A 9,322-nucleotide genomic window follows, 5' to 3' on the forward strand; every position below is an offset into this window, starting at 1 on the left:
ACTATAAGGACACTATCTACTAGATAAAAACCCACTTTTTTGTACAAAAAATCCCTACTGATTCAATCAGTAGGGACGATATTTATCGCGGTACCACCCTAGTTGTAGACTTCTTTCGTCTACCTCTCTTCATTGTTAACGATCATCTGACCGTCTTTCCCTTCATAAAGACAATATTATCTTTACTACGAAAAAGATGCTCTAGGACTGTAATTCGCTCTTGTTTTTGTACTGGTTCACACCAACCACCAGCTCTCTGTTACAGGGAAACAACAACTACTGCTTTTCCTTTCAACGCATGTATATTTAATTTTCAAGTTGGGCCACTAAAATACAAAAAGTCCCTACTGAATAAATCAGTAGGGACGATATTTATCGCGGTACCACCCTAGTTGTAGACTAAATTTCCGTCTACCTCTCTTCACTGTTAACGATCAATTGACCGCTTTTTCTTCATAAAGACAAAACTATCTTTACTACGAAAAAGATGCTCCAAGACTGTAATTCATGATTATCCCTGTACTGGTTCACACCAACCACCAGCTCTCTGTTACAGTAAGACTAACCACTACTGTGATCTCTTCATTGCACTTTGTTTATTCAAATGTTTTTTGAAATTGAATAAGTATGATTCGTATTATAGAACGCTTTTCAAAACACTGTCAACAACTTTTTATATATTTTTTAAAATTCCACTTTCGTCCTACATTTCTTCTTGTAAATTCTCCATAACAATTCCGATGCGAATTATCTCATTATCTATTGCATTTAATACATACTTTTCTACTCCGTACCGGATTAATACTTCTTTTATTCGAATGATTTCCGTTTCAAGTAAATCGGCTTCCTGAAGCGTTTGCAGTAAAGTAAAAAATACATTTGCATACAAATCTTTGGACATTTTTATACGCTCTGTCTTTTCAAGTATTTCGTTCAATAACTGTTTTATCTCCGTTTGATTCCCTTTTCCACCCATGTCCGAAAATGATTTACATATTATCGATAATCCTCTTTCTACTATTTCATCCATAAATAAAATAATGCGTAAAAGCATTACATATTCTCTAGCTGTGATTTCACCCATTTTCGGTCGCTCTCGCAAAAATATACTGAGCCAAGCTGTCCAAAATTTTTGTTGTTCTTTTACACTTAACGTTTTGACGTAATAGCATAAAAACTGCATAAATTTAATTTTATTTTCTTCATTTTCTTGTATAAGCAACGGGTATAACCAATCTGTTTTTTGCTCCCAATACAGTACACATTTAATAAATACAAAACTAAGCCATTTCAAGAAAGCTTCCCTCGTATGCGGATGCAATACTTCCAAATGTTCTACCGCATACTTAATAAATCGCTTCATTTCTGTAAATAAAGGCAAATTGATTTGCGTGTAACATAAGCCTGCCCATGCATATTTCGTAATCTCATTTTCCTTCTTTAAATCTAAGTACGGTAACAAATATTTTCGGCACCATTGCTTCTCAATATGATAAAGAAATGTTATATCTGCTACTAAACGAGCTAACATGTAATTTGTCCGCTCTGAACTAACTCTTACTTGTTCTTCAAATAAAAATAAATATTCATACACGTTTCGATCGTATAAATGATCATATGATAACAGTTTTAATAATACAGCTGTCATTTTTCCAACAGGATGCTGGATTGATTCATTGTAAAAATCTTGTTTTCCAAGCTTAAAATCTGTATCACTTTTCATTACTTGAGGGAATACCGAAAAAGCAAACCGTTTCACATTGCGTATGCTATTTTCCTCTAGCTCCTCTAATCGATTACTAATTTCATATAGAAAACTACTTATTAACCAATGAAAAGCAGTATTTCTAACAAATTTCTGCAATAGCGGAATAACTTTTTGGATTTGTTCATTTGTCAGTCCTCGGTTATTTCGCCACTCTCTAATACAAACAAACCATACTTCATTACTTATTTCATGCATACTAACTAATTGATAAGCAAATGAAATACTCCATTCTATATTCAATTTACATGCTTTCGATAACATCTCTAAAAAATGACGTTGTTCAAAAACTCCGTCTTGAGAAAATTGCCGAACTTGTTTCATAATTTCATCGTCTTTCAGCTGTAATAATCCATCAGCAGTTACATTACAAGTAATACTTTGTTCTGCGGTTTCTTTCTTTTGTACACTGTATCGCTCAGAATGAAAGTGAGGATGTTTTTGCTTCATTACCTCATAACCTTTTGCTGTAGATGGACTATTTGAATCACAAGTGAACAATAAATCTAATACGAAACAAACATCAAATGCTCTCTCCTCTGCAAGGTCTTTCAGTACAATCTGAATGACTTCTTCCTTTGTTTTTTCTAGAGAAGATGCGAAATGATTTTTTATAAGTTGAAAAACTTCGTGTTTATACGTGACATCTAAAAGAAGTCCTTCATGTAACAGCCATTTTATTTTGTTATCAGCGCTAACAAATATGTTTTTATTCATTGCATCAATTGCAATTCGGGTCTGAAGCACGCTGTTTGCTTCTATCATTTCTGTAATATAATAATTTGCTTTTTTCTCATTGTTTTCACATAAATAAGCTAAACACTCTTTTACAATTTGAATTAAAAAGGCAAGATCATTTTGCTGAAACTCTTTTTCAGCATCTTCCTTATCCTTTTTTTTCAAAGCCGTTTGTCGTAGTGATAACAGTCGCATCTTTTCTATTCCCATCATCATAATTGGTACGGCATAATAGGAAATATACGGTTTCATTTTCTCATTCCACATTTGCTCCACATAAGAAAATGTAGACAATGGTAAACGACTCGATTCCTCAAGTTCTATCGATTCTTGTGTATCATTTCCCCATTTTCTTTCCCGCTTCAACTTAAGCTTTCCATCCAAAATAAACGTTAATAACAATAAAGCAATCTCTTTATGCTCAGGAAAAGAACATTTTTGCAGTAAGTAAGAAATTTTTTCAATTGATTTACTATCTTTTTCAGCTGTTTCTAATAAAAGAAGTGTCCATCTTGCAAACAACAACGGGTCCATCTCAATTTTCGTCTCGTTTAAGTAGCTACAAATTGTTTTCCATAATAACGGAGATAGTTTAGAATGATTTTTAAAAATTAATTGAAATAATTCTTTTTGATGACTAAACAGAAATTGTTCCACTAACCATTCTGCAAGTAGTTCATCTACCTCATTATCATTTGATGTAACTAAAAATAAATTTTGTAATTTCCCTTCTGCTTCAAGCCATTCCACCCATTCATAATCATGAGCAAATTCAACAAAGTAGCGGACTGTTTCAATTTTTTTTATGGATTGCTTTATGTATGATAATTGTTCCTGCTCTACTGATGGTGGAACTGTTACTATGTCACGAATGCGCATTCGTTTTGTAATATAATTATCTCCCATTAATTCCGACCATCGCTTCACTGCTTTAACGAGCGATTGATGATTATTGCCTTTATTCGGATATACAATCGGCCGTATTCCCAAATGCTCCCAGTGGTACGTATTTTCCCCTTGTGCAACAAATGCATAACGCCTTGTACTTGGCGGTAAACCCGTCGCTAAATATTTCATTACTGGGTCATTATGGCTATATCCAACGAATAAAACGGTATAATTCGAGAATAAATCAACTAAAAATCTTCTTGCCCATCCTTCCGTCAAGTAAGCCCTTCCAAAATCACCATCTGTTAATATTAATGCTTCTTTCTCTTGTTCTATATTGCCATGTATGTAAGCGAGTCCTTTAAACGCTCGACCTGTAGGTAACGCAGGTGCGTAATATACGTTTAATTCTCTATTCATTTCTTTCATCGCAGTTGTAAAATGCCGATCAAAATTTGTCGTTACAATGCGGACTTCTGTATCTAAAGGAAACAGCCTCGGAATCGCATAATGAAGCGGATTCGGCTTTGATTTTTCAGTATGAACTAAATCTCTTGCAACTTGATGTACGTCTTTTGTTTTCGCAATTTTACCAAGATAATAATCATGTGGTTCTGTTATTTCACGTGTTTCCACATATAACGTTTTCGCAATTTCATCAACTAGATCATCAAAATTCGGTAAGTTTGATTTCCCTTTCATAGAAACTCCCGCTCCAACAAATAGTACTAACTTTCCTTGTTCAAGATGATCAATTAACTCATCTGGAATTTCTACTTCTGAAGTAATCCACACCATGGATTCCCCCTTACCTAAAAATGTCATATACTCTCATTTTACTATAACATTTTTTCTTTGTTTTTTTAATATTTAGACAAAAAACGAACGTGAAAAAGTTTTATGTAAATATATTTGTTACAATGTATGAACTCCTAAATTTATTGTAAAACTATGTATAAATCGGAGGTGTAAATATTGAATGGTTTTACTGTAGTTCTTATTAAGTTTATATCGTGCATTATCGCATTTAGTATTGGACTCGCTTTATTTTTCCCTGCAACATTCGTCCAAATTATTTCATTTAGTCTCTTTGTTACAATCGTATCCTATATGTTCGTCGATAAAATCATATTAAACCGAATTGGCAATACTGGCGCCATTATGTCGGATTTTTTACTAACGTATTTAAGCGTATGGATTTTCGGTAATATTTTATTAGACAATTACATGCAAATTGCATGGGGCAGTTTCCTTTCCGCTACTGTCTTTACATTATCTGAAGTAATTGTTCATCGCTTTTCTAACTCACAGACAAGGCACAACAATGATAACATTCATATTAATCGCCGCTTTGCATATGGTACGGAATTTGCTGAAGAGCAGAATATATTGGATAAAGATAAGAAGAAGTAACTTTTTGATGCAGGAGCGCCCTTTTAATTATGTGGTGCTCCTTTTTCATGTATTCAATATGGTACGTAAAATTATATGAACAATGTTTCAAATATACCTTATAATAAAAAAACTGCCTCTTATTTAAAGGCAGTCGCTTTCAAATCTTTTAACGCAATAACATTAGCAAACGCTCCAAACACTACATTATGATGCTGTACAATGTCTTCCGCACGTAACACTTCTGTATGAAACGTACTATGTGCATCACTCACTAACGTTACTTTATAGCCTTCACTAAACGCTCTTCTCGTTGTCGTATCCACACAGTACTCTGTTTGCATACCTGAAATCATAACGTGTTCAATCCCTTTTTCTTTTAACACTTCGTTTAAGTTTGTCTTATGGAATGAATCTGGCGTCGTCTTTTCAACAATACAATCCCCTTTTTGCGGAGTAATCGCCTCATGCACTTTCCAGCCCTCTGTACCTTTTTCTAACGGATGATCTTTTGGTCCGTTATGTTGTACATAAATAACTGGAATATCATTAGACCGACATTCCCCAATAAGTTCTTGCAATATTTCTAAAAACTTCACTCCATTATGTACGGGCATTCCTGCTGTATACATACCTGCTTGCACATCAATTACTATTAAAGCTTTTTTCATTTCGCGCAGCTCCCTTTTTTGTATATGTCTCTATATATTCATCATAATACAAAACTTCAATTACATTAGACTAATTCAAGACTGATCCGATAAAATCTTTTATATCAAGCCCAGGCATTTCATATACTTCTTCATCGTTAGCAGTTCCTGTCGCATCTTCAATGAGCGTAACTTTATAGCCTTTTTCAAAAGTAGCGATACTTGTAAATAAACAGCAAAATTCCGTATTAAATCCAACGATTACAACATGATCAACTTTATGTTTTGTTAATATCTCTTCAACACTTGTTCCTTTAAAAGCACTAGGGGTTGTCTTCTCAACTACATAATCCGCAAACTCGGCATATTCTTCTACTAATTCGCTGCCGGCTGATTCAAAATACAACGTACTTTCTGGATTATTATCTCGGTGTTTTAAGAAAATAATAGATTCATTTTCTGCTTTAAATCGTTTTAAAAGATTTGTGATTAACTCTTTCTCAACAGAAAAATCTTTACACTCTAAAATCGCCTTTTGCATATCTAATACAAGTAGCGCCTTCATTTATCTCATCTACCCCCAATAGTTTTATACTCCATCATCCAACAATCTTCTAATTCCCCCTCATGCAGCTCATGTTCCTTTAAAATCTTCACCTTTTTAAATCCGCATTTTTCATAACAGTTTATGGCGCGTTCATTATTTACTTTCGGGTCCATTGCGATTGCTTCTGCTCCCGTGTTCTCCATAATATATGTAATTGCTGCCTGAACGAGTTTCGTTCCAATTCCTTTTTCCCAATAAGTCGGCTCACCGATAAATTGATCCATTCCCCATATATTTTGAGATTCTTCATAGCCATATAACGCTTTCCACTCAGAATCAACTGGATACATTTGAATATAACCAATCGGCATATTATCAAACTCTATTACACACCTTTTTTCATGACTATTGGGATTATGTATGAAATGATCCAGTACCATTTCTACAGATTGCGGATTATCTCGCCCTTCGTAATACTGCAAGACTTCTGGGTCTGTTAACCATTTTGAAATGACCTGTGCATCCTCTTCTTTTACGTACCGTACCGATACATAATCTTTTTGAAATAGCATATAATACCTCTTCTTAATTATTTATATTTTTCCTTGTTGTGAAATCTTTCATTGCACCAATTAATGCGTATGGTAACAATGTAATCGCAAAAAATGCTGTAAACACATTAAAATGAGGAATTTCATATGGAGTGAACCATTCCGTGAAAAATTCAGAATGTAAAATTCTATTTAAAAACTCTCCACTTGGCTTAAAATTTGGTGCCCATCCTGTAATCTCACAAATAATAAATAGTAATTGAACAATTATAAATGCCCCTAGATAGCGAAACCATGTCCGTTTCCAAATCGGCTGCGCCTTATTTAATTCATGTTCCATCTAACTCCCACCTTTTTATTTCAATCCTATTAATTATACACTTTCCGCACTTTATTTGTTAAAATTTTCTATATACTCATTCGCGCTGGGGGAATACATTATGTCTAATCCTATACTTAAATCAACTTTAATCATTCTTAGAGGCAACTCCGCAAGTGGTAAAACAACAATCGCAAAGCAACTACAAGAACATTTCGGACAAGGTACACTTTTAGTATCACAGGATGTTGTACGTAGAGATATGCTTAGAGTACACGATTCGATGGGGAATTTATCACATAATTTACTATTTGAAATTACAAAGTACGGAAAAGGAAAATGTGAATTTGTTATTTTAGAAGGCATTTTAAACAGTCGTAGATACGGTGATATGCTGAAAGAATTAATATATTTTTTTGAAGGAAACGTCTATACATATTACTTTGATTTATCGTTAAAAGAAACGATTCGACGACATAACACAAGGGACAAACGACATGAATTTGGTGAGGATTCCCTAGAAAAATGGTATAATCCGCACGATACAATTGAAGTTACCAGAGAAGCTATTTTTACAGATAACTTCACGCAAAAAGATATATTTGATGCGATTCTTACTGATGTTGCGATACAAAAATAAGACCGACAGAATATGTCAGTCTTATTTTCGTTATGTACCTTGTATTTCAGTTTTTATAATTGAACAATCTTTACATATATAAAAATATAAATTCATTTCCCCAAACTGGAAATCAACTACCGAAATAAGTCCGCGTTCTTCGATATCTTGTGTAATTGTAGCAACATACTTCATCTCTTTAAAACAAGTTGGACACGCTAAATTCTCTGGAAGATCATCATATAATGGTGCCCCTAATAATCTACATACATATTCAGAACCGAACCAGTCAAAAGCTTCCCAGTAACTATCTTCATCTATAGGTATATCATCATTTTTCATATTTATAAGCTTTACCGCTGTTTTGGGTAATGAAACGGGTAACTTATATTCCTCTTCCATTATCCATTCTTCTGTATTGTACTGCTGTATGATTTGAACCGTTTTACCTCCATCACTTAACTGAAAATATTGCGGTTCCCACACCATCGAGCAATTCAAGCATGAAACTAAAGGTAAAATGTCTAGCTCACTACTTTTAAGTCCAGCAATCCTCTCATCTTTTAAATCAAAACAGAGAATTTGATGCATCTTCTCACTGCATAACTTACATACTGGCAAATTGCAATCTTCACCACCAAAGTAATGATTATAAGAATCTGTCCCTTCTACTACCCTATACCCTTTCATGTCATTGTACTGTTCCCCATATAATCCCATTGTCATATTCTATCCTCGCTTTTTATAAGAGTGATTCACAAAATGATAATAATTAATACTAAAAAGCATCGTCTCCGTGAATAGTTTCTAAAATAAATTCTTTTAAACTGGGAGATATTTCTTCCATTTCATCATCCGCATGATACCAAATATATATTTCATCATCCATTTTTCCATTATTTTTTTTAAAGCACAATTTATCCCCTGAACCATCGTCACCAATTATAATAAGGTTTTCTGTCATATACTCATCTCTCATGTCAACATTTTGTCTAACTATATCATCCCAAGTTTTCGTTGCATTTCTACTATCTTTAATCGGATATAGTATCCATTCCCCTACTTCAGCGTTATTAACTAATTTAATAAGGTCTCTATATTGCATTGGGAAAGCAGCACCTAACTTTTCTTCAGTTTCTTTTATATGTAACTCCAATACACCTTGTTTCTTTGTTTCAATATATTCCCTTACTTCTTTCATGAAATACACCAATCCTTTAAACTTAATTACACTATTATGAGTGAAAGTGTTTAGTAAATGATTTGATCCAATTTATATATTTCATTATACGTTAACCCTTCGTTGTCAACATACTATTCTTCTACACTTCTCAATAAACTTGCTTCCTCACCTCATTCTTAATAGTTTTAATTTGTAAACATAATTCACGTTTTATGTTTTATTACAGATTTAGTGATAAGCCCTTAAAAAAACTATTTTACTTCTACTAAAAAAATAAAAGTCAGCCTCAATAAAGAGAACTGACTTCTATCTAGATAACTATATTTATTAAAGAATTTTAACTTTAACTGTTTGTCTTCCCCAATTCATAGCTTTACTTTTTGAGCCCATTAAAACATCAATGCGATTTCCTTTAATAGCACTTCCCGTATCACCAGCGATAGCTTCTCCATAACCTTCTACCCATACTTTAGATCCTAATGGGATTACTTTCGGATCTACTGCGATAATTCTCATATTCGGATTAGCCGTTAAATCATGCCCCATCGCAGTTAAAACGCGTCCACCATAAGTACCATTTTCACTTGGATCAGCAGTATATGCTGTCGCTACTACCGTTAATTCACGTTTAGCAGACTGTATGTTATTTTTAGACTCTTCTTTTACTTTT

9 protein-coding genes, 1 pseudogene and 2 other annotated features are annotated in these 9,322 nt (G+C 33.6%); of the genes and pseudogenes, 2 read left to right on the forward strand and 8 right to left on the reverse strand.

Annotation, left to right across the window (positions count from 1 at the left end; genetic code table 11):
• Positions 1 to 68 precede the first annotated feature (68 nt).
• Positions 69 to 304, reverse strand: a binding site (T-box leader).
• Between the two features lie 54 nt (positions 305 to 358).
• Positions 359 to 595, reverse strand: a binding site (T-box leader).
• A 108-nt stretch (positions 596 to 703) separates the two neighbouring features.
• Positions 704 to 4,216, reverse strand: coding sequence for a DUF4020 domain-containing protein (locus MR113_RS25710; protein ID WP_242257313.1), 3,513 nt, complete (start codon positions 4,214 to 4,216; stop codon positions 704 to 706).
• Between the two features lie 150 nt (positions 4,217 to 4,366).
• Between MR113_RS25710 and MR113_RS25715 the strand changes: the two genes are divergently transcribed.
• On the forward strand, positions 4,367 to 4,804 hold the full coding sequence (locus tag MR113_RS25715) for a YndM family protein (protein ID WP_242257314.1): 438 nt from the start codon (positions 4,367 to 4,369) through the stop codon (positions 4,802 to 4,804).
• Positions 4,805 to 4,923: 119 nt separating this feature from the next.
• Here MR113_RS25715 and MR113_RS25720 read toward each other — a convergent pair whose 3' ends face one another.
• The 4 genes and pseudogenes from MR113_RS25720 to MR113_RS25735 all read right to left on the reverse strand — a co-directional run bounded on the left by MR113_RS25720 (position 4,924) and on the right by MR113_RS25735 (position 6,871).
• Positions 4,924 to 5,454, reverse strand: coding sequence for a cysteine hydrolase family protein (locus MR113_RS25720; RefSeq protein ID WP_242257315.1), 531 nt, complete (start codon positions 5,452 to 5,454; stop codon positions 4,924 to 4,926).
• Positions 5,429 to 5,998: pseudogene (locus MR113_RS25725) on the reverse strand (isochorismatase family protein). The gene MR113_RS25720 and the pseudogene MR113_RS25725 overlap by 26 nt, the downstream one beginning before the upstream one ends.
• 5 nt (positions 5,999 to 6,003) lie before the next feature.
• Entirely contained in the window at positions 6,004 to 6,552 is a 549-nt protein-coding gene (locus tag MR113_RS25730; protein ID WP_242257316.1) for a GNAT family N-acetyltransferase, read from the reverse strand.
• Between the two features lie 13 nt (positions 6,553 to 6,565).
• Complete coding sequence (locus MR113_RS25735) at positions 6,566 to 6,871, reverse strand: YfzA family protein (protein ID WP_063260555.1); 306 nt, start codon at positions 6,869 to 6,871, stop codon at positions 6,566 to 6,568.
• Positions 6,872 to 6,971: 100 nt separating this feature from the next.
• Between MR113_RS25735 and MR113_RS25740 the strand changes: the two genes are divergently transcribed.
• Entirely contained in the window at positions 6,972 to 7,490 is a 519-nt protein-coding gene (locus MR113_RS25740; protein ID WP_242257317.1) for a kinase, read from the forward strand.
• Positions 7,491 to 7,520: 30 nt separating this feature from the next.
• On the opposite strand, the gene MR113_RS25745 is transcribed toward MR113_RS25740, so the two are convergent.
• The 3 genes from MR113_RS25745 to MR113_RS25755 all read right to left on the reverse strand — a co-directional run.
• Positions 7,521 to 8,195 carry a hypothetical protein gene (locus tag MR113_RS25745; RefSeq protein WP_242257318.1) on the reverse strand — a complete coding sequence of 225 codons (675 nt, stop codon included), beginning with the start codon at positions 8,193 to 8,195 and terminating at the stop codon, positions 7,521 to 7,523.
• 52 nt (positions 8,196 to 8,247) lie between these two features.
• Entirely contained in the window at positions 8,248 to 8,670 is a 423-nt protein-coding gene (locus MR113_RS25750; protein ID WP_242257319.1) for an SMI1/KNR4 family protein, read from the reverse strand.
• 309 nt (positions 8,671 to 8,979) lie between these two features.
• The coding region (locus MR113_RS25755) for a 3D domain-containing protein (RefSeq protein ID WP_242257320.1) at positions 8,980 to 9,322 on the reverse strand (343 nt) is incomplete at its 5' end.

It is taken from the genome of Bacillus cereus group sp. BfR-BA-01379, assembly GCF_022663605.1.
GTDB classification, from domain to species: Bacteria; Bacillota; Bacilli; order Bacillales; family Bacillaceae_G; genus Bacillus_A; species Bacillus_A mobilis.

What these genes read in the sequence shown, in the direction of transcription:
- MR113_RS25710 (WP_242257313.1), bottom strand. Translation starts at nt 4,216, where the DNA reads ATGACATTTTTAGGTAAGGGGGAATCCATGGTGTGGATTACTTCAGAA.
- MR113_RS25720 (WP_242257315.1), bottom strand. Translation starts at nt 5,454, where the DNA reads ATGAAAAAAGCTTTAATAGTAATTGATGTGCAAGCAGGTATGTATACA.
- MR113_RS25730 (WP_242257316.1), bottom strand. Translation starts at nt 6,552, where the DNA reads ATGCTATTTCAAAAAGATTATGTATCGGTACGGTACGTAAAAGAAGAG.
- MR113_RS25735 (WP_063260555.1), bottom strand. Translation starts at nt 6,871, where the DNA reads ATGGAACATGAATTAAATAAGGCGCAGCCGATTTGGAAACGGACATGG.
- MR113_RS25740 (WP_242257317.1), top strand. Translation starts at nt 6,972, where the DNA reads ATGTCTAATCCTATACTTAAATCAACTTTAATCATTCTTAGAGGCAAC.
- MR113_RS25745 (WP_242257318.1), bottom strand. Translation starts at nt 8,195, where the DNA reads ATGACAATGGGATTATATGGGGAACAGTACAATGACATGAAAGGGTAT.
- MR113_RS25750 (WP_242257319.1), bottom strand. Translation starts at nt 8,670, where the DNA reads ATGAAAGAAGTAAGGGAATATATTGAAACAAAGAAACAAGGTGTATTG.